This window comes from Ruania albidiflava DSM 18029, assembly GCF_000421225.1.
Taxonomy (GTDB): Bacteria; Actinomycetota; Actinomycetes; order Actinomycetales; family Beutenbergiaceae; genus Ruania; species Ruania albidiflava.
This window is the reverse complement of the sequence record NZ_ATWL01000006.1, coordinates 170,271-189,293: the sequence shown is the minus strand read 5'-3', so window position 1 is coordinate 189,293 and position 19,023 is coordinate 170,271. Positions and strand designations below refer to the sequence as shown.

18 protein-coding genes are annotated in these 19,023 nt (G+C 70.5%); 8 read left to right on the top strand and 10 right to left on the bottom strand.

Annotated elements, in window-relative coordinates:
• Positions 1-166: 166 nt before the first annotated feature.
• The gene (locus tag K338_RS21655) at positions 167-1,945 is read right to left on the bottom strand and encodes a BCCT family transporter (protein WP_051154745.1); all 1,779 of its coding nucleotides are present in this window, start codon (positions 1,943-1,945) and stop codon (positions 167-169) included.
• A gap of 490 nt (positions 1,946-2,435) precedes the next feature.
• Here K338_RS21655 and K338_RS0109455 point away from each other — a divergent pair, with 490 nt between their 5' ends.
• Positions 2,436-3,026: a DUF2510 domain-containing protein gene (locus tag K338_RS0109455; protein WP_157612335.1), complete on the top strand. Its 591-nt coding sequence runs from the start codon at positions 2,436-2,438 to the stop codon at positions 3,024-3,026.
• 41 nt (positions 3,027-3,067) lie between these two features.
• Here K338_RS0109455 and K338_RS0109450 read toward each other — a convergent pair whose 3' ends face one another.
• Together K338_RS0109450 and K338_RS0109445 are read right to left on the bottom strand one after the other, a co-directional pair.
• Positions 3,068-4,321 carry an MFS transporter gene (locus tag K338_RS0109450; protein WP_022917932.1) on the bottom strand — a complete coding sequence of 418 codons (1,254 nt, stop codon included), beginning with the start codon at positions 4,319-4,321 and terminating at the stop codon, positions 3,068-3,070.
• A complete protein-coding gene (locus K338_RS0109445; RefSeq protein WP_022917931.1) occupies positions 4,321-4,833 on the bottom strand; it encodes a MarR family winged helix-turn-helix transcriptional regulator in 513 nt (170 codons plus the stop codon). Before K338_RS0109445 ends, K338_RS0109450 begins: the two co-directional genes overlap by 1 nt.
• Positions 4,834-4,979: 146 nt before the next feature.
• On the opposite strand from K338_RS0109445, the gene K338_RS0109440 reads away from it, so the two are divergent.
• Positions 4,980-5,693: a hypothetical protein gene (locus K338_RS0109440; RefSeq protein ID WP_027286649.1), complete on the top strand. Its 714-nt coding sequence runs from the start codon at positions 4,980-4,982 to the stop codon at positions 5,691-5,693.
• A 42-nt stretch (positions 5,694-5,735) separates the two neighbouring features.
• On the opposite strand, the gene K338_RS0109435 is transcribed toward K338_RS0109440, so the two are convergent.
• Positions 5,736-8,075: a HelD family protein gene (locus K338_RS0109435; RefSeq protein ID WP_022917929.1), complete on the bottom strand. Its 2,340-nt coding sequence runs from the start codon at positions 8,073-8,075 to the stop codon at positions 5,736-5,738.
• Positions 8,076-8,247: 172 nt separating this feature from the next.
• Here K338_RS0109435 and K338_RS0109430 point away from each other — a divergent pair, with 172 nt between their 5' ends.
• Positions 8,248-9,147 (top strand): sulfurtransferase, encoded by a 900-nt coding sequence (locus tag K338_RS0109430; RefSeq protein WP_022917928.1) that lies wholly within the window; start codon positions 8,248-8,250, stop codon positions 9,145-9,147.
• Complete coding sequence (locus tag K338_RS0109425; protein ID WP_022917927.1) at positions 9,144-9,611, top strand: SufE family protein; 468 nt, start codon at positions 9,144-9,146, stop codon at positions 9,609-9,611. The genes K338_RS0109430 and K338_RS0109425 overlap by 4 nt, the downstream gene beginning before the upstream one ends.
• On the opposite strand, the gene K338_RS0109420 is transcribed toward K338_RS0109425, so the two are convergent.
• The 3 genes from K338_RS0109420 to K338_RS21645 are packed head-to-tail and all read right to left on the bottom strand — an operon-like array spanning position 9,608 to position 11,954.
• Entirely contained in the window at positions 9,608-9,955 is a 348-nt protein-coding gene (locus K338_RS0109420; RefSeq protein WP_022917926.1) for a hypothetical protein, read from the bottom strand. The two genes, K338_RS0109425 and K338_RS0109420, sit on opposite strands and share 4 nt — an antisense overlap.
• A 50-nt stretch (positions 9,956-10,005) precedes the next feature.
• Positions 10,006-11,523, bottom strand: coding sequence for a multicopper oxidase family protein (locus K338_RS21650; RefSeq protein WP_022917925.1), 1,518 nt, complete (start codon positions 11,521-11,523; stop codon positions 10,006-10,008).
• On the bottom strand, positions 11,520-11,954 hold the full coding sequence (locus K338_RS21645; RefSeq protein WP_022917924.1) for a hypothetical protein: 435 nt from the start codon (positions 11,952-11,954) through the stop codon (positions 11,520-11,522). The genes K338_RS21650 and K338_RS21645 overlap by 4 nt, the downstream gene beginning before the upstream one ends.
• Before the next feature lie 178 nt (positions 11,955-12,132).
• Between K338_RS21645 and K338_RS0109405 the strand changes: the two genes are divergently transcribed.
• The 3 genes from K338_RS0109405 (at position 12,133) to K338_RS0109395 (ending at position 14,678) form a co-directional block, all read left to right on the top strand.
• Positions 12,133-13,269 carry a sensor histidine kinase gene (locus K338_RS0109405; protein WP_022917923.1) on the top strand — a complete coding sequence of 379 codons (1,137 nt, stop codon included), beginning with the start codon at positions 12,133-12,135 and terminating at the stop codon, positions 13,267-13,269.
• Entirely contained in the window at positions 13,266-13,925 is a 660-nt protein-coding gene (locus tag K338_RS0109400) for a response regulator transcription factor (protein WP_022917922.1), read from the top strand. The genes K338_RS0109405 and K338_RS0109400 overlap by 4 nt, the downstream gene beginning before the upstream one ends.
• Positions 13,926-14,027: 102 nt before the next feature.
• A complete protein-coding gene (locus K338_RS0109395) occupies positions 14,028-14,678 on the top strand; it encodes a hypothetical protein (RefSeq protein ID WP_022917921.1) in 651 nt (216 codons plus the stop codon).
• 37 nt (positions 14,679-14,715) lie between these two features.
• On the opposite strand, the gene K338_RS0109390 is transcribed toward K338_RS0109395, so the two are convergent.
• Complete coding sequence (locus tag K338_RS0109390) at positions 14,716-15,171, bottom strand: GNAT family N-acetyltransferase (protein WP_022917920.1); 456 nt, start codon at positions 15,169-15,171, stop codon at positions 14,716-14,718.
• Between the two features lie 172 nt (positions 15,172-15,343).
• Positions 15,344-16,540 carry an Nramp family divalent metal transporter gene (locus K338_RS21640; protein ID WP_040653503.1) on the bottom strand — a complete coding sequence of 399 codons (1,197 nt, stop codon included), beginning with the start codon at positions 16,538-16,540 and terminating at the stop codon, positions 15,344-15,346.
• A gap of 520 nt (positions 16,541-17,060) precedes the next feature.
• Between K338_RS21640 and lpdA the strand changes: the two genes are divergently transcribed.
• Positions 17,061-18,461, top strand: a complete 1,401-nt coding sequence (lpdA, locus tag K338_RS0109380; protein ID WP_022917918.1) for a dihydrolipoyl dehydrogenase — start codon at positions 17,061-17,063, stop codon at positions 18,459-18,461.
• Here the strand turns inward: lpdA and K338_RS21635 are convergent.
• Positions 18,458-18,988, bottom strand: coding sequence for a DUF4188 domain-containing protein (locus tag K338_RS21635; RefSeq protein ID WP_022917917.1), 531 nt, complete (start codon positions 18,986-18,988; stop codon positions 18,458-18,460). The two genes, lpdA and K338_RS21635, sit on opposite strands and share 4 nt — an antisense overlap.
• Positions 18,989-19,023 lie beyond the last annotated feature (35 nt).

Genomic DNA, 19,023 nt, shown 5'->3' with positions numbered 1-19,023 from the left:
TCAGCAGTGGTCGGGGAGAGCACGTTCCACCCTGCAGCAAGGGGGCACGCCGCGCTGAGGTGTGCTCCGGGTGCGGACTCAGCGCGACCCGGTTAGCAGCTGCCTCTCGACGACCATGAGGACCACGATAGCGCCGCCCTCCCGGTGGAGGAAAGCGCCGGTGACGTCAGTCCGGGTTTTTCTCCTTCGTGGTGGGCCGGCGCAGGTTGAACGCTGCCCTGGTCCGGGAGATCCGGTAGTCGATCCGGTCGTCCACGTAGGAGGCGAGCTCGGGGTACCGGGAGAAGTCCGCGGTGACCTCCTCGGTGACATGTGTGGTGACCCGGTCCAGGCGAGCGCGCAGAGCGTTCCGCTCCCGGACCATGTGGTCCAGCCGCAACGCCCTGATCGTGGCCACGCACATCAGCAGCAGGATCACGCTGAACGGTAGTGCGGTGGCGAGTGCTGCTGCCTGGAGCGACTCCAGACCACCGGCCATCAGCAGGGCCGCCGCAAGGAGCCCTTCCAGGACTGCGAAGAGCACCCGGGACCAGGTGGGTGGGTTCGGGTGCCCACCGGAGGCGAGCATGTCCACCACCAGCGATCCGGAGTCGGAGGAGGTGATGAAGAAGATCGCCACCAGGATGATCGCGATCACGGAGAAGACCGCGCCCAGGGGCAGGTTCCCGAGCGCCTCGAAGAGTACCGCCTCGACCTTCAGGCTGCCGTCGTCGTTCAAGTTGCCGGCGGTCAGGTCGGCGCTGGTGAACAGCTGCTGGAAGATGCCGACACCGCCGAGCACGGAGAACCAGATGAACCCGACGATCGTAGGCACCAGCAGCACGCCAGCGACGAACTGCCGGATCGTGCGCCCCCGGGAGATCCGTGCGATGAACACACCCACGAACGGGGACCAGGAGATCCACCAGCCCCAGTAGAAGATCGTCCAGCCGGCGAACCAGTCCGCCGCGCCTTCACCGCGCTGGTAGGCGCCCACGTCGAACGTCATGTTCATCAGGTTCGCCAGGTAGACGCCCAGGGACTCCACGAGGTTCTGGAACAGGAAGATCGTCGGGCCCAGCACCAGCACGCTGACCAGCAGCACCCCGGCCATCGACAGGTTGATGTTGGACAGCCACTTGATGCCCGCACCGACACCGCTGACCACGGACAGCGTGGCCAGGAAGGTGATCACCACGATGAGGATGATCAGCAAGATCTGGTCGTCCTCCCGCACCAGGCCCATCGAGGCCAGGCCGGAGGAGATCTGCTTCACACCCAGGCCGAGCGAGGTGGCGATACCGAACAGGGTGCCGAAGATTGCCAGGATGTCGATGAGGTCACCCGCCCAGCCCTTGACCCGCTCCCCGAGCAGCGGTTCCAGCGCCCACCGGATGGACACGGGCCGGCCCCGCCGGTGGATGGCGTAGGCGAGAGCGAGCCCGATCACGGCATAGATCGCCCACGGGTGCAGTCCCCAGTGGATGAACGTCTGTGCCATCGCCAGGCCGGCGATGTCCGCCTCGCTACCGGACCAGCCCGGTTTGACGCTGGTGGTGATATAGCTCAGCGGTTCACCTACCGAATAGAACACCAGGCCGATACCCATCCCGGCGGCGAACAGCATCGCGAACCAGGACATCAGGCCGAACTCCGGTTCCTCGTCGTCCCGGCCGAGGCGGATCTTGCCCATCCGGGAGACGCCGATACCGATCGCGACGGCGACGAAGACGGCCACCACCAGCATGTAGTACCAACCGAGATCGGCCACGATCCAGTTGTTCATGCCCTTGAACACGTCCTCGGTGAGGCCAGGGGCGATCAGCGCGAACGCGACCACAGCGAGGACCGCGACCAGTGCGGGCCAGAACACCCGGGGTGCGACCAGGCCTTTGCCGATCTTCGCACCGTGCCGGCGCAGCTTTGCGGTGATCGCCTTGTCCTCGTCCTCGTCCTCGATGCGCATCCCACCGGGCAGGTGCACAGTCTCCGGGAGGTCATCCGGCAGATCGGTGGCCAGTGCGTGCGCCACACCGTTGCCACCGCTCGTGCTGCTGTCGGTGCTCGCGTCTGCCTGGTTGTCCGTGCCGGACTGCGCCCCCTGCTCCGACGTCTCGTGTCCGTCGGTACTCACATGCCCTCCATCGTCGACTGACAAAAAACCGCTACCAGCCTGGCGGCATCAGCACGAGGAGGCAAGCCCAGAGGAGTTGGTGGCGAGTCATCTGCTCGCTCCGCGAGGTGTGCACCGAAATCGGGTACACGTGCCGATCGTGAGGTCTACAGTGCTGTCAACGGACACCGCATACGGGTGTTCAAACCGACTGAGCATCTCGGCTCGAGGTGGGCCGCTGGTAGTAGGAACGTGAGCACCGATGAACCAAGGACCGAGCAGTCCCCCTGGGTGGTATCCGACGCCGGACGGCCACCAACGTTACTGGGACGGTGGCCAGTGGTTGGCGATCCCGCCGCCGGAACCCGGTCCGGGGCCGTCGAAGCGGCGGCGCACGATCGTGCTGTTTGTCGCCACGCTCGTCCTCGCCGCCATCGTCGGTGGTGGCCTCGCTCTCCTTCTCGAGCAACGCGAGGCGCGGCAGGAGGCGGCTGAGGCTTCCGCTGCCGCGGCGTCTGCCGCTGAGGAGAGCCGACAGGCAGCTGAGGAGGAGAGCGCCCGTGCTGCCGAGGAGTCTGCGAGCGCAGCGGCGGCCGAGCAAGCCTCCACCGAGGCTGCTGCACGTGAAGAAGCAGCGCAAGAGGACGCAGCGCGGCAGTGGCGCAACGATGTCGTCGAGGAGATCGAGGCCGCTATCCAGACCATGGCCGAAGGCGATCTCGAGGATGGCCTGATCGGGGGAGATGAGGTCTCCGACGTCAGCTGCTCCCCGGTCGCTGGTGGGTCGGTCGGGGACCTGGACCAAGAGACGACCGCGGTGCAGTGCTTCGCATCGACCGAGGAGAACGATGACGGTACGTGGTCGGGGTACTACTACGAATCGACGGTGAACTGGACGACTGGCGAGTACACCTACGGCCCGGCTCAGCAGTAGCGCCGATCGGTCATCTGCAGGGTTCGACGCTCGTTCGCCAGTCAGCCGCCAGCGCCCGGCAGCTGCGGGGTCGGCGGTCGGTAGTCGCGCAGCCCGCGGTTGCGCCAGCCGACGAAGGCCACCCCGAGAACGCACGCCAGACCGCCACTGACCAGGGCGAGCGGCGCGGAGGTGAGCCCCGCCACCACACCACCACGGAAGTTCCCCACATCCGGGCCGGCCTGCCCGATCACCGACTCCACTGCGGAGACCCGCCCCCGGTGGGAGTCCGGGGTGTCCAGCTGCACCATCGCCGCGCGGATCACCACCGAGATGGTGTCGGCGGCACCGGCCACGGCGAGCAGCCCGAGCGCCAGCCACAACGGCTCGGCCAGACCGAAACCGGCCAGTGCCAACCCCCAGCTGCCCGCCGCGGCCAGCTGCACCAGCCCGGCCCGGCGAGCCCGGGTGACCGTGCCGGAGAGCAGCCCGGCGACGATCCCGCCCACCGCCACCGCCGACAGGAAGAAGCCGAGCGTGCTCGCCGACCCACCGAACCTCACCTCGTTCACCAGCGGGAACAGCGAGATCGGCATCGCCAGGATGGTGGCGAACAGGTCGGTGGCCAGCGAGCCGCGCAGCACCGGGCGGCGCAGCACCAGGCGCACCCCTGCGACCATCGCAGCCAACCCGGGCCGGTCCGCACCGGCGTCCGGCGGCAGGTGCGGCAGCCGGAGCACCCCGAGCCAAGCGAGCACGAAGGTGACCGCCTGCACGCCGAACGCCCAGGTCAGCCCGAGCTCGGCGATGACGATCCCGGCCAGCGCCGGACCCACCAGCATGGACACCTGGAAGCTCAGGTGCTGCAGCGCGATCCCGGCCGGCACCTGCGCCAGCGGCAGCAACCGCGGTGGCAGCGCCCGGCGGGCGGGGACGCCCAGGGCGCCGAAGGTGGCCTGCGCCCCCACCAGCGCAAGCAGCAGCACCAGGGACTGCACCTGGGCCAGCGCCTGAGCGGCCAGACCGCTGGCCGTGACCAGCTGGGCGGCGGTGGTCCACCGCACGATCCGCCGTCGGTCGGTGGCATCGGCGAGCGTGCCACCCACCAGGCCGAACACGATCAGCGGCACCGCCCGGACCAGCCCGATCGCGCCGGTCCAGAACGCGCTGCCGGTCAGCTCCCACACCTGGTACAGCACCGCGACAGTGACGAACTGCCCGCCCAGTGCCGAGGCGGAGGAGCCCAGCCACAGGTCCCGGAACGACCGGCTGGCGCGTAGCGGGCTCAGGTCGAGCACAGCCGAGGAGAGCCTCATCAGGACAGCCGGGCAGCGACCCGGTCGGCGAAGGACCGGTGGGCCAGTGCCCGCTGCAGGTCGGCGACCACCTGGGTCATCGGGTAGGGCACCTCGGCGTCCAGCTCGGCCACGGCGGCCTCGGTCGCGCGCCACTCCTCCTCCAGGAACGGCACGAGTGCAGCCGCCTTCTCGGTGAGCACCACCTCGCGGGTGCGGGCATCAGTGCCGCGAGTGCTGCGCACATAGCCCGCGGACCGCATCGCCGCGACCGTCTGGCTGGTGGCCGAGTGCGTGCCGCCGATCGCTTCGGCCAGCGCTCGGATAGTCATCGGCCCGCCGCGTGCGAGCTTGATCAGAGGCTTGGTGAACCGGGGCCGGAGGTCCTCGATCCCGCGGTCCTGGTAGAGGTGTGCGATGTCGTCGTCCATCTGGGCGAGCAGCTCGCGCAGCCCGGCCCAGTGCAGGTGGACGGTCGGGTCTGGGCTGGGCGGTTCGGAGGGCGGTTCGGCGCGCCGGGAGATCGAGGACACCGACGAGAGTGTAACAGTGCTGTTATATCGGTCGGTGGTCGCCCGGCTCGGCATCGGAGGTCAGCGGCGCGGTCTGAGGCTGTCCGCGCGTACCTCGAAGCGCATGAGGTACCTCACATGTGCAGGGCCGCGGCTACGCTGGGCGTGTGGACCACATCTGGGGCTTCTGGTGGCTGATCTTCCCGCTCAGCGGGATCATCGGCGGCTGGATCAAGGGCGCCCAGAAGTGGGACGAGAAGCGGCGCCGGGACAAGATCGAGCTCGCCCGGATCAAGTACGGCCAGGCGGCGGCAGCACCCGGACCACCCGCTGGCGACGTGGCCACCCCTGCTGCACCGGCAGCTCCGACCAGCACCGAGATCGACCGGCTGCTCGCCGAGCACACCGACACCGAGCGCCGCTGGCTGGACTACGAGCTGGACGTCGGCAAGCTCATCGACTTCCCGGTGATGACGGACATGCGCGAACCGGTCACAGTCGACTTCCACCGCGCCAAGCTGGAGGCAGACCGGCTCCGCCCGGAGGACCCCAAGGAGCTGCGCGATGCGGACCTGCGCGCCCGCTACGCCGACGCGGTCCGGGAGTACACGCTCGCCTTCGAGATCGCCGAACGGGAGGCCAAGCGGCGCCGTGCGGCCGACTTCTCCCCGGAGGAGCGCCAGCACCTGGAGCGGGCGAAGAAGCTGCTCTCCCTGGCGGAGGACTCCGGTGCCACCCAGGCGGAGCGGCAGAGTGCCTACAAGCGCGCCACCCACGAGCTGCAGGGCCTGATCGTGCTCCCCGAGGCCACCACGGACGCGATCGAGCAACGTATCGCCGGCGCGCTCGGACCCGCCACGCCGCCGCACCAGGACCACTGACATCCGGGACAGGGCGAGCCGGGTGCCGTGCAGCGGCGTGCCTCAGCCGCCAGCAACCCCGGCAAGCTCCTCGGGCACCGGACCGTCGCAGAGCAGCCCGAGCCGTCGGGTCGCCCGCGTCATCGCCACGTAGAGCCCGTTCACCCCGCGCCGACCGGCCAGGATCGTCGCCGGGTCGACCACCAGCACACCGTCGAACTCCAGCCCCTTCGCCTGCTCCGGGGTGAGCACCACGCACGCGGCGGTGAGGTCCACCTCGGAGCCGAACGAGGTACCGGGCAGCGCACCTTCGACGGTCATCGCCATCTCCACCAGCCGCTCGCGTGGGGCGATCACTGCGAACGTCCCGCCGGTCACCTGCTGCTGCTCCTCGACGACGGCGCTCGCCAGCTCTCCGGCGAGGTCACCCTGGGCGATGCGCACCCAGGGCGGCGCTCCTTCGGTGCGGGCGCACTCGGGCAGCAGCGCTCCCGGTTCCGCAGCGCGCAGCACCTCGGTGGCTGCCACCATGACCGGTTCCGGGGTGCGGTAGTTGATGCTCAGCTCCACCTGGCGCACCTGCAGGGAGGGGTGGTCGGTCACCAGCTGGTCCCAGGCGGTGGTGCCGGCGACCGCAGCGGTCTGGTGCACATCCCCCACCACGGTCAGCGAGCGGGTCGGCACCCGGCGCAGCACCATCCGCCACTGCATCGGCGTGAGCTCCTGCGCCTCGTCCACGATCACGTGCCCGTAGGCCCAGGTACGGTCCGCGGCGGCCCGCTCGGCCAGCGGTCGGGTGTCGGTCTCGGTGAAGCGGTCCGCGAGCTCCTCGGCGGAGACACCCAGGCCACCGCTGGCGGCGATCACCTGCCGAGCGTAGGCCAGACCCGCCTCCCGCCGGGCCTGGCGCTGCTGCTCGGTGGCACTGTCGTCCGCTCCGAGGAGCTCGGCAGCCTCGTCCAGCAGCGGGACGTCCCCGCTGGACCAGCCCCCGCCTGGCGCACGGCGCAGCGCGGCCCGCTGCTCGTCGTCCAGCTCCGGGGCCACCTCGGCGAGCAGACCTTCCTCGGCGTACAGGGCCTCCAGCAACCCGGTCGGGCTGAGCCGGGGCCACAGGTCCTCGAGCAGGTGGCGCACGGCACCGTCGGCAGCCAGCTCGCCCCGGATCCGGGGCGCTTCGTGCCGCGCGGCCAGCCCGGTCACCTCGGTACCGCCACCCTCCACCGCCGCGGGCAGGGAGTCGGTGCCCCTGGCCAGGGCGGCATCCAGAGCCGCGATCTCCGTCTCGAAGCCGCGGTCGGCGTCGTCGTAGAGCTGTCGGTCGTTCGTGATCACCTGCTCGGTGAGGTGGTCGAGCAGCTCGGCCACGAACGTGCGCCTCGCCTCGTTGTGCGGCAGCCCGGTCAGCCGGGCCCGCTCGGTGCACCGGGCGAGCACGTCGGCCCCGAGCCGGTACGCATCCCCCTGGTAGGTCACGGTCACCGGTACGTCGCTGCCCTGGTGCCGCCGGACCGCCCGGGAGACCACGTCCGCCATCACCGGCAGCGCTTTGACCGCTGCGGCGGCCACCGACTCGGTGCGGGTGGCGACCACCCCGGGCAGCAGCGTCTCCAGGGTGGCCGTCACCGCCTGGGTCTCTCCGAGGGAGGGCAGCACCTGCCCGATGTAGTCCAGGAACGCCGGGCTGGGGCCGAGCACCAGCACCCCCCGTTCGGCGATCGTCGGGTAGGTGTAGAGCAGGTAGGCCACCCGGTGCAGCGCCACTGCGGTCTTGCCGGTACCCGGACCACCCTGCACCACCAGCATGCCCTCCGGACCGGTGCGGATGATCGCGTCCTGCTCGGCCTGCAGCGTGGTGACGATGTCCGCCATCCGACCGGTGCGCTCGGCGGCGAGCGCCTGCATCAGGGCCGCCTCCCCGACGAACTCGTGCGCGGGAGCGGACCCGCCCACGGGCGCTCCGCCGTCATGATCGAGCTGGAGCAGCTCGTCGTTCACGGCGACCACCTGCCGGCCGCGGGTGCGCAGGTGCCGGCGCCGGCGCACGTCGGAGCCGCTGGCCGCAGTGGCGGTGTAGAAGTCCGCCGCGGCCGGGGCACGCCAGTCGATCACCAGCGGTTCCAGGTCGACCGCGCGCAGCCCCATCCGGCCGATGTAGGTGATCGAGTCGTCGGTGCGGTCCAGCCGACCGAAGCACAGCCCCTGCTCGGCGCGGGCCAGGTCAGCGGTGCGCTGCTCCAGGCGGGCCACCTGGGCGTCCCGGTCCAGCAGTGCGGTGGAGTCGGTGCCCGGGGCACGCAGCATCTCGGCGAGCTGGTCGGCGGTCTCTGCGCGCAGCTCGTCCACCCGCTGGTACAGCCGGTCCAGGTACTGCTGCTCGAGCCTGATGGCGTGTCTCGACACGGAGCCCCTCTCTCCTGAGTGTGGACGGACTCGGATACCAACGAACGGTGGTGCCGGGTTGTTCCCACCACCTGGTTCACATGATGGACGGTCCGGAGCCTGGTTTCGAGACGCCGGGCGCCGGTGAGAGGATCGGGGCAGAGACATTCGCCCCAGCTGATGAGGAGCTGCGATGAGCCTGCCCCAGGACAACGACCCGAAGTTCGCCGCCTACGCCCACCCGGAGAAGCTGGTCTCCACCTCCTGGCTGGCCGAGCACCTGGGCAGCGAGGGGCTGGTCGTGGTGGAGAGCGACGAGGACGTGCTGCTGTATGAGACCGGGCACATCCCGGGTGCGGTGAAGGTCGACTGGCACACCGAGCTGAACGACCCGGTCACCCGGGACTACCTGGACGGTGAAGGGTTCGCGAAGCTGATGTCCGCCAAGGGCATCAAGCGCACCGACACCGTGGTGATCTACGGCGACAAGAACAACTGGTGGGCCGCCTACGCGTTGTGGGTGTTCGCCCTGTTCGGCCACGAGGACGTGCGGCTGCTGGACGGCGGTCGCGCGCTGTGGGTGGCTGAGGGCCGGGAATTCACCACTGAGGTACCCACCCCCGCGCCGACCGAGTACCCGGTGGTGCAGCGGGACGACTCCAAGCTGCGGGCCTTCAAGGAGGACGTGCTGGACTTCCTCGGCGGTCAGCTCGTGGACGTGCGCTCGCTGCCGGAGTACACCGGGGAGCGCACCCACATGCCGGACTACCCGGACGAGGGCACTGTGCGCGGCGGGCACATCCCCGGTGCGCAGTCGGTGCCGTGGGCCCGCGCGGCGAACGAGGACGGCACCTTCCGCTCCCGCGGTGAGCTGGAGGAGATCTACCGGCACGAGAAGGGCCTGGATGCTGCGGAGCCGGTGATCGCCTACTGCCGGATCGGGGAGCGTTCCAGCCACACCTGGTTCGTGCTGGAGCACCTGCTCGGCTTCGAGAACGTGCGCAACTACGACGGATCTTGGACCGAGTGGGGGAACACGGTCCGCGTGCCTATCGCTGTGGGCAGCGAACCCGGAGAGGTCCCGAACCGATGACTGCTGGTGCCACCGCCGAACTGCCGGAGGCCCTGGCCGCGATCGTCGAGGACTTCACCGCGCTGTCCCAGACCGACCGGCTGCAGCTGCTGCTGGAGTTCAGCCAGGGGCTGCCGGACCTGCCGGAGCGGTACACCGACCACCCTGAGCTGTTGGAGCCGGTGCCGGAGTGCCAGTCGCCGATCTTCCTGATCGCTGAGCTGGACGACGCTGGTGGCGCCGGCCCGGACTCGGTGGTGCACCTGTACTTCTCCGCCCCGGCCGAGGCGCCCACCACCCGTGGGTTCGCCGGGATCCTGCACGAGGGTCTGGACGGGCTGACCGCCGCCGAGGTGCTCGCCGTGCCCGGGGACGTCTCCGACCGGCTCGGACTGGCGCAGGCGGTCAGTCCGCTGCGGTTGCGCGGGATGGGCGGCATGCTCGGCCGGATCAAGCGCCAGGTGCGGGAGAAGACCGCCGGTTAGCTCCCGGACGGGGTGCCTGCCTGCTGCCAGGTCTGCCCCGGCGCCCCCGGCTGCGGGTGCTGCCCCGGCTGCTGTGGCCAGCTCTGCCCCGGCGCCCCCGGGTAGGGCTGCTGCCCAGCGGCTGGAGGCTGCGGCGTCGCGGCCCCGGGAGCCGAGGGCTGCTCCGGTCCGCGAGCCAGCACCCCAGCGGTCACCAGCACCGCACCAGCAATGACCAGCAGCGGCGCGAACTGGAGCGTCGCGGCGTTGTCCGGCAGCTCTGGTCCGTCCACGAAGGCAATGACCGTCAGCACCAGGCCGACCGCGACGAGCACCCACCCTGCGACACGCGTGAACTTCCCCATGTCGGGACAGTAGTGCAACGCTGCTGCGGGGTGGAGAGGGTTCCGACCCACTACTCGTGCTCGCGGTCCGCACCGGAGATGAGCGACGGGTCCGCCTCCTGGCCGGGAGTGACCACCACGAACTGGCCCATCAAGCCCTCGTCCTCGTGCCGGAGCAGGTGGCAGTGGTACATGTACGGCCACTGGGAGTCGGTGTAGTCGGTGAAGGTCAGCAGCAGCTCGTAGTCCCGGTGCGGTTCGGTGTACACCGTGTCCTTGCGGCCGGCCAGCTCCGGAGGCGGGGGTGCGCCGTCGATGGCATGCACCTCGAACTGCACGTCGTGCACATGGAAGTTGTGCGGGAACAGGTCCAGGTTCCGCACGGTCCACAGCTCGGTGCTGCCCACCTGCACGGTCTCGTCGATGCGTGCCATGTCCATCCGCGCCCCGTTGATCTGGCGGCCCTGCAGCTCGAACCGGCGCCGGACGCTCACCGCGCCGGCGTCCAGGCCGAACGAGGCCAGCTGCTCGGGGACCTCGGCCGAGGCGGTGAGCTCCTCGGCAGCGACCAGGGCGAGCACGTCGAACGCATCATTGGCGCCGACCGCGAACGGTGCCGCCACCTGACCCAGGTCCGGTGCGAAGGAGTGCAGCCGCACGTCCTGGCCCGGCTCGAGAGCCACGAGCACCTCGGCTCGCTCACCCGGGGAGAGGCGTACCTGGGTGACCTTGAGCGGAGCACGCAACAGTCCGCCGTCAGAGGCGATGATCACCATCTCCTGCTCCGGCAGCCCGAGCGAGTAGGTGCGGGCCGTGGACGCGTTCAGGATCCGCAGCCGCACCAGCCCGGTGGTCACCTCCAGCCGCGCCCCGGCCACCCCGTTCACGGTCACCACATCACCGAGGAGACCCACCTCGTTGCCGCCGTCGTCGATCACCAGCTCGCCAGCCTCGTCGAAAGACTTGTCCGCGATCACCACCGGCACGTCGTCCACCCCGTAGGTGTGCGGCAGCTGCTCCTCGATCGCCGCCGCCTCCGACCCGGGCGCCGGGACCAGCTGGAACATCCCTGCCAGGCCGCGGTAGACGTGGCGCTCGGTGGCGCCGTGCGGGTGCGGGTGGTACCAGAGCGTGCCCGGCGCCTGCTGCACCACCCACTCCGCCCGCCAGGTGTCACCCGGTTCGATCATCTGGTGCGGACCGCCGTCCATCTCCGCCGGCAGGTGCATCCCGTGCCAGTGCGTGGAGGTGGCCTCAGGTAGCTCGTTGGTCACCTCGACCGCGACCCGCTCACCCACCGCCGCACGCAACGTCGGGCCGCCGTACGGCCCGTCGAAGCCCCACGTGGTGGCCTGCTGTCCGGACTGGAACTGCCAGCTGCCCTCCTGCGCTGTGAGGGTGAACGTGCGGATCCCGTCGACCATGCGGCTGTCCGCCAGCGGCGGGATGGGCAGCGGAGTGTCGAACGCCTCCGGTTCGCTGACGCCGGTGACGCTCGCGCCCGAGCAGCCTGCCAGGGCGGCGATCCCGGCACCGGCCGCCCCGGCGGCACCGGAGGCCAGCAGCTGGCGGCGGGTGAGGCCCGTCATCGTGGGGCCCGCAGCTTCTGCACGCCGGCGGCGAGCAGCCCGGCCAGCACCCCCCACAGCGCCCCGCCACCGACCAGGTCGAGCAGCAGGAACGGTACTGCCACCGCCCCCAGGCCACCGGAAGCCCCGGTACCGACCAGCAGGTCCGCGAGCAGCAGATACCCGCCGCCCGCCATCCCGGTCAGGGTCAGGGTGAGCACCGGCCGAGGCAGCCGGCCGAAGCCGACCACCCCGATCCACGCGGCACCGACGAGGGCGACCACCAGCAGTGCTCGGGCCGGGGTGCCGATCACGTCGGCGAGCCCGGTGAGGCTCGTCAGCGGCCAGAGCAGCACCAGGGCGCCGAGACCGAGCACCGCCTGCCACACGATCGGTGGGCGGCGCGTTCCGGGGGAGCCGGTGGGCGGGTGCGGGACAGGTGGTGTGTTCATGTCCTCGACGCTAGGAACAGCCACCCGGGTGGCACATCCGCCTGCTGTCGTCGATCCGCCTCGCCTGCTGCGGCAACGACCGGTCGCCTGCTGAGGAGGCGGGTGTCGCCCCGGAGCGACCTGTGTCTCCGTCGCCGGGACGATCCCGCCGGGACGGACCGGTCCGTAGGCTGCCGGTGTGAACCCTCGCGTGACGGACCTGCTGCTCGGTGCCGGGATCGTCCTCGGCGTCGCGCTGGTGATCGCCGCCGACTGGCAGCAGCAGGTCGCGCAGAGCCCGTGGGCGTACCTGTTCGCGCTCGGCTTCGGCGCAGCGATGGTGTGGCGGCGTCAGGCACCCCGGGTGGTGCTCGCCCTGACCGTGCTGGGGATCTTCGCCTACTACGCCCTCGACTACCCGCCGATCGGCATCGCCCTGCCCGCCGTCGCAGCGCTGTACTCCTGTGCGGAGCAGCGGCACACCCTCGTCGCAGTGGTCGGCGGCAGCGTGCTCACCGCAGTGTCCGCCTTCTTCCGGGTGCGTGAAGGCCTGCCCACCACCTACCTCGCCTCCTACGAGGTGATCACCAACGTGGCACTGATCGCCGCGGCCGTCGCCCTCGGGGTGAGCGTGCGGCTGCGGCGGGAGGCGCGGCAGCAGGCCGAGCGGATCGCCGACCTGACCGCCGAGGCAGCTGTGCAGCAGGTGCGCACCCGTGCCCAGGCGGAACGTGTGCAGCTCGCCCGCGACCTGCACGACGTGATCGGGCACACCCTGTCGGTGGTGTCGGTGCACGCGCACGTGGCCGAGGAGGCGATCGGGGTCGATGACGGCGCAGCTCGCCGTGCGCTCCAGCAGGTCCAGCAGGTCATCGGTCCCGCCATGCGTGACCTGCGCGGCACCGTCCGACTGTTGCGCAGCGACACCGACCTGGACGCCCCGGTCACCACCGACCCGCCGGGCCTGGCCGGCCTGCCTGCCCTGGCGGCCGCACTACGAGAGGTGGGAATCGCCGTCGAGCTGGAGCAGCGGGTACCGGAGGGCGGGCTGTCGGTCCCGATCGAGGCGGCCGCCTACCGGATCGTGCAGGAGGCGCTGACCAACGTGCTCCGGCACGCTGCCGCGACCACGGTGCGGGTGCACGTGCGGCTGGCCGGTGACCGGCTCCGGATCGAGGTGCGCGACGACGGCCGGGGAAGTGCAGCACCCGCGGGGCACGGTATCGCCGGCATGGTGGAACGGGCCCGGCTGCTCGGCGGAACGGTGATCGCAGGTTCCCAGACCGGGGGCGGCTACGCGGTGTCCGCCGATCTTCCCGCCAGGCTGGGACCATGATCACCCTCGCGCTGGTGGACGACTCTGCTGTGGTGCGTACCGGGCTGCGCGCCCTGGCCACCCACGACGGCGACATCGAGGTGGTCGCCGAGGCGGGCACCGGGCGTGCCGGCCTGGCCGAGGTCCGCCGCACCCGCCCGGACGTGGTGCTGATGGACCTGCGCATGCCCGAGCTGGACGGGATCGAGGCCACCCAGGCGATCGCTGCCGACCCGGAGCTTGCCGACGTGCGCGTGGTCATCCTCACCACCTTCGACGAGGACGCCGAGATCCTCGCCGCGATCCGCGCCGGGGCGGCCGGCTACCTGCTCAAGGACGTCTCCCCGGGCCGGTTGCGGGAGTCGGTGCGCCTGGTGGCTGCCGGCGAGCCGATCTTCTCCCCGACGGCGGCCCGCACGCTGGTCAGGTCCGCTGCGGCGCACTCGGCGTCCGTGGTGGACGCCACGCCGCTGGCTCAGCTGAGCGACCGGGAGCGGGAGGTGCTCACCGCGGTCGGACGGGGACTGACCAACGACGAGATCGCCGTCGAGCTCTATCTGAGCCCGGCCACCGCACGCACCTACGTGAGCCGGCTGCTCGCCCGGACCGGGGTACGTGACCGTGCCGGGTTGGTGGTGCTCGCCTACGAGACCGGGCTGGTGCGGCCAGGAGAGTGACCGGCTCCCCCGCGGGCGGACATGCCGCAGCGCGGGTGCGCACGTCAGGCCTGTGCAAGCAGCACCGGCTACCGTGTCGTCACCCGATGACGTGGAGGCGTGATGCACGAGGCGGAGCCCCCGCCGCTGCAGCGTGCCGGCGGAGGTGCCGGTGCTGTGGTGATGCTCGCCTGCCTGGTGCTCCTCGTTGCCTCAGCCGTCGGCGCCCTGCTGCTGGGGCCACTGAGCAAGAGCCCGGTGCCCCAGCCCGGTCTGCCGGAGGCCCCGGCCTACCTTGCCACGCACGTGGCCGCAGTGTTCGGGGTGGCGGCCAGCGACCTGGTGGCAGCCGCTGCGCTGTACATCTATGGCGCGTACGTGCCGCACGTGGTGCACTCGCTGCGGCGGATACGGTTCGCGCTGCTGGTGGCAGTGGCGGCCCTGACCCTGGCCGCGCTGGCCGGGTTCGCGCTCGCAGTGGTCGCCCCGGTGGCCAGCGACAGCGTGATCCACGTGCTGCACACCGCCTCCTGGCTCTGTGGCGGGGTGCTGCACATCGGCACGCTCGGGCTGTATGTCGCCTGGCTGGCCCGCTCGCTGTTCTGGTCGCCGACGCTGCGGGTCTACGGTGTGCTCGCGGGCTGGTTCGCAGTCGCCGCGATGGCGGTGCTGGCGTTCGGCGAGCTCAGTCCGCTGGCGACTGTGGCGCGCGTGGCGTGCCTGCTCTGGCTGCTGCTGGCAGCGCACCAGAGCGCGTTCCGGGACCCGAGCTGACCGCCTTGCCCGTGGGTCGGCGGGCGTCGGTGCCGAGTCAGAGGGCCTTGGCGAAGCAGCGGGAGTCCGGGGAGTCCTCGTACGGCGGGTAGTTGTCGATGATCCGGTACCCCTCGGAGGTGTACAGGCCGATGGCCTCCGGCTGCTTGATACCGGTCTCCAGCACCAGCTGTTCCAGCTTGAGCTCGACGGCGATCGCCTCCAGCTCGCGGAGCAGCTCCTTCGCGATGCCGCGACGGCGGTACTCGGGCTCGACGAACATCCGGCCGAGCTCGGCAGTGTTCTCCGCGAAGGAGGGCACCGGGTGGGTGAGGATGCCGGAGGCCACGACCTGCTCGTCCACGCGGGCGACCACTGCGCCCTTGACCGTGGCCGGGTCGACGTCGGGCACCTCCTCTGTGTCCTCGTACCGGGCGTCGATCTCAGCCTTCTGTGCCGCGACCAGCCGCTGCAGGTCGGGGTTCGCCCACTCGACTCGCTCCAGCGCGACCATTCGGTCCTCCATCCGCTCGGTTGAACGAAACGTTACCTGGAATTGGCGGGAGCGGTTCGTGTTCTGTGCCCGGCCCGCAGAGATCCACCGTAACTGACCATGGGGAGGCGCAGGTGCGCGTGCAGCGCCTGTCCGAGCGGGTGTGCCCGGGGCGGCGCTGCGCACGTGCGGTTCACCCGCCGGCGAGCGTGAGCACCACCAGGGCCAGGTTCAACGCCACCACTGCGACCACGACGACGGCCAGCACCCAGCGCACCCCGGTGCCGCTGGCAGAGCTGCCCATCACCGACCGGTCCGAGGTCAGTCGGAGCAGGGGCACCAGTGCGAACGGGATACCGAAGCTGAGCACCACCTGGGAGACCACGAGCGCCCAGGTAGCGTCCACCCCCACGGCGAGCAGCACGAGCGCCGGGACCGCGGTGATCGCGCGCCGTACCAGCACCGGGATCCGCTTGTGCAGCAGCCCGGCCATGATCGTGGCACCTGCGTAGCAGCCGATCGAGGTGGAGGCCAGGCCGGAGGCGAGCAGCCCGATCGCGAAGGCGATGCCGATCCCGGGGCCCAGAGCTGCTGTGACTGCGGCGTGGGCGCCCTCGATCGAGTCCGTCCCGCTCACCCCCTGCAGGCTCGATGCAGCCAGCAGCAGCATCGCGATGTTCACACACCCGGCCACTGCCAGCGCGATGATCACGTCCCACCGGGTGGCGCTGAGCAGCCGGCGGCGCAGCCGCGAGGTGCGGGCGTGTCCGTGCCGGTCCCGGGCCAGGGCGGAGTGCACGTAGATGGCGTGCGGCATCACCGTGGCACCGAGCATCCCGGCGGCCAGCACCACGCTGTCGGTGCCGGCGAACCGGGGGAGCAGCCCCCCGGCCATCTCGGCCGGGTCCGGTGGGGCGACGAACAGGCCGGCCACGAAACCGACCGTGATCACTGCGAGCAGGGCGAGGATCACGTGCTCGAACCGCCGCTGACCGTGCCGGTCCTGCACCAGCAGCAGCGCCATGGAGACCACCGCCACGATCAGCCCGCCCCAGAGCAGCGGCAGCCCGAAGAGCAGGTGCAGTGCGATCGCACCACCGATCACCTCGGCGAGGTCGGTGGCCGCGGCGACCAGCTCGGCCTGTGCCCAGTAGGCCAGCCGTGGTCCGCGACGCAGGCGGTCCCGGAGCAGCTCAGGCATCGTGCGCCCGGTGACCAGACCCAGCTTCGCTGACTGGTACTGCACCAGCACTGCCATCGCGTTCGCTGCGACCAGCACCCACAGCAGCAGGTAGCCGTAGCGGGCGCCAGCGGTGAGGTTCGCGGCGACGTTCCCGGGGTCCACATATGCGATCGCGGCCACGAACGCGGGACCCAGCAGCGGCACCAGACGACCGTGCGGGCGTGGTCGTCGCGTGCGACCGGAGCTGTGGCCCGAGGTCGTTTGTCCATCGTTCTCCCACGCACCCGATGTCGGGGTGCCAGCTGTGTCGGCAGTGCCAGGGGCTACGGTCGCGGGCTGCCCCGGGGCGGGGGACTCCTCACCGGTCACTGTGTCGTCTCGCTCCATCTGTTTCGGGTCCTGAGCAGGTCATCCACGAGCCGAAGTTCGGGGATCCAAACTTCGGCTACCCGAACTCTAGGCCCGAGGTGTGCAGATGTCACCTGCGCACAGCCGGGCGGCGTGCCGCCACGTGCCATGTGCTAGCTGTGCCGGCTTGACTACGGACGCTGGACTGCTCCAGCAGCTCGACTGCAACCCACAGCGCCGACGCGGTGAGCCTGACCTGCCCCGGTGAGCTACGCCGTCGACCCGGAGGGCACGTGCAGTACGCGTGTGGCCACGGGTGTGACCAATGGCTCACCGATCCCGCTGCCACGGATCGGCCTGCGGCAGTAGAGTCGGCACCGTGACTGCACAGTATGACGTCGTTGTTCTCGGAGCCGGTCCCGGTGGATACATCGCCGCCATTCGCGCGGCCCAGCTGGGCAAGTCGGTCGCGGTGGTGGAGAAGCAGTACTGGGGCGGTGTCTGCCTGAACGTGGGCTGCATCCCGTCCAAGGCGCTGCTGCGCAACGCGGAGCTTGCGCACGTGCTCACCCACGAGAAGGAAAAGTTCGGTATCACCGGTGATGCCACCATGTCCTACGAGCCGACCCACGCCCGCAGCCGGCAGGTGTCGGCCGGCATCGTCAAGGGTGTGCACTTCCTGATGAAGAAGAACAAGATCACCGAGATCGACGGCTGGGGCACGATCACCTCGCCGACGACGCTGTCGGTCCAGGCCGATGACGGCGCCACCTCCGACATCGAGTTCTCCCAGCTGATCATCGCCACCGGTGCGACCACGAAGATGCTCCCGGGTGTGCAGGTGAGCAAGAACGTGGTCACCTACGAGGAGCAGATCCTCGACGCCGAGCTCCCCGGTTCGATCATCATCGCCGGGTCGGGCGCCATCGGCGTGGAGTTCGCCTACATCCTGAAGAACTTCGGCGTGGACGTGACCATCGTGGAGTTCCTCGACCGGATGGTGCCCACCGAGGACCCGGAGGTCTCCAAGGAGCTCGCCCGGCACTACAAGAAGCTCGGTGTGAAGGTGATGACCTCCACCAAGGTCGAGGGCGTGGAGGACACCGGTTCCGGGGTGAAGGTCACCGTGAGCCCCGCAGCCGGTGGTGAGTCGCAGGTGCTGGAGGCGGACCGGCTGCTCTCCGCCATCGGGTTCGCACCGCGGTTGGAGGGCTACGGCCTGGAGACCATCGGGGTGCAGACCACCGAGCGCGGTGCGATCGCGGTGGACGCCCGTGGCCGCACCAACGTGGAGAACGTCTACGCGATCGGCGACGTGACCGGCAAGCTGATGCTCGCCCACACCGCCGAGGCCATGGGAGTGGTGGCCGCGGAGACGATCGCCGGTGCGGAGACGATGGAGATCGAGTTCGACTTCATCCCCCGCGCCACCTACTGCCAGCCGCAGATCGCTTCCTTCGGCTACACCGAGGAGCAGGCCAAGGAGCGCGGCTACGACGTGAAGACCGCCAAGTTCCCGTTCAGCGCGAACGGGAAGGCGGCGGGCCTGGGCGAGGCGGTCGGCTTCGTGAAGGTCGTGGCCGACTCGACGTACAACGAGATCATCGGCGCGCACATGATCGGCCCGGACGTCACCGAGCTGCTGCCGGTGCTCAACCTCGCCCAGCGCTGGGACCTCACCGCAGACGAGGTCTCCCGGAACATCTTCGCCCACCCGACCCTCGGTGAGGCGATCAAGGAGGCCGTGCACGGGATCTCCGGGCACATGCTCAACCTCTAGCTCCGCTCCGCCGGCGAGGGTTCGCGCTGTGCTGCAGCGGGGCCCGGCGCCACCGGGTTCCGGAGCCGATCCCGCGCAGTACGTCCGCGCCGGGCGGCGGCGATGCTGCCGGTCGCCCGGGCGAGGCCGAACGGCCGAGGTGCGTCGGAGTAGAGACTCTCGTGGCCGCCGGCGGGCACCGCGTAGGACTCGTGCCAGACCTGCACGGCGCCTGGTACGCGGCGGGCGCGGCGGTAGAAGGCGAGCCAGGCGGGCCGGTGCTGGCGCTCCCGGTCGTTGGCGTAGCGGTAGATGTCCTCGATGCTGCGCCAGTACTGCACCACGGTGACCCCGCGCAGGTCCGCGTCGATCGCCGTACGCGCGTGCAGCAGTCCGGCCTCGGGCTCGCGGGCCAGCTCGGCGAGCATCGGTCCCATCGCAGCGAACGCGGGGAACCAGGCGTCGGGTCGCCACGGTCTGAGCACCCGGGCGCCGATGAGGAACACCGCCAGGTCGCCCTCCAGCCGGTGGGTGGTCAGTGTCGTCACTGGTCGTCTCCCATTATTAGATAGTGTCACTCTCC